Source organism: Halobellus sp. Atlit-38R, assembly GCF_003665925.1.
GTDB classification, from domain to species: Archaea; Halobacteriota; Halobacteria; order Halobacteriales; family Haloferacaceae; genus Haloquadratum; species Haloquadratum inordinatus.
This window is the reverse complement of the sequence record NZ_QXIJ01000138.1, coordinates 1-595: the sequence shown is the minus strand read 5'-3', so window position 1 is coordinate 595 and position 595 is coordinate 1. Positions and strand designations below refer to the sequence as shown.

1 pseudogene is annotated in these 595 nt (G+C 71.8%); it reads right to left on the bottom strand.

Annotation, left to right across the window (positions count from 1 at the left end):
• Positions 1–595 (bottom strand): annotated as a pseudogene (locus D3D02_RS18560) (A/G-specific adenine glycosylase); the annotation flags it as partial.

Below are 595 nucleotides of genomic sequence, written 5' to 3'. Positions count from 1 at the left end.
TCACGGGCAGCCCGCCTCGTCGCAGCGCGGCTTCTTCCCGCAGGCGACGCCGCCGAGCTCCATGACCGCGTTGTTCCACACCCGGGACTCGCCCGCTGGCATGAGCGCCGAGGCGATCCGCTCGAAGGCGTCGTCGTCGTCCGGGGCGTCGAACGCGCGGTACAGCACCCGCTTCACGTTGGTGTCGACGACGGCGTCGCCGTCGTTGAACGCGAACGATGCCACCGCGTTGGCGGTGTACGGGCCGACGCCCATCAGCTCGCGCAGCCCCTGGGGGTCCTGCGGGAACGCCCCGTCGTAGTCGTCCTCGACCTGCCCGGCCGCCTCGTGGAGGTACTTCGCGCGGTTGTTGTACCCCAGCGAGTGGTCCGACCAGAACGCGACCACGTCGGCGCGGTCGGCCGCGGCGAGGGCGGCGGTCGTCGGCCACTCGTCGAGGAAGTCCTCCCACGCCGGCACGACCCGGTCGAGCTGGGTCTGCTGGCTCATCACCTCGCTGACGAGAATCTCGTAGGGGTCCTCCGTGCGGCGCCACGGGAAGTCCCGGTGGTCCGCCTCGTACCAGTCGACGAGCGCCCCGCGGACCGCGTCGAGG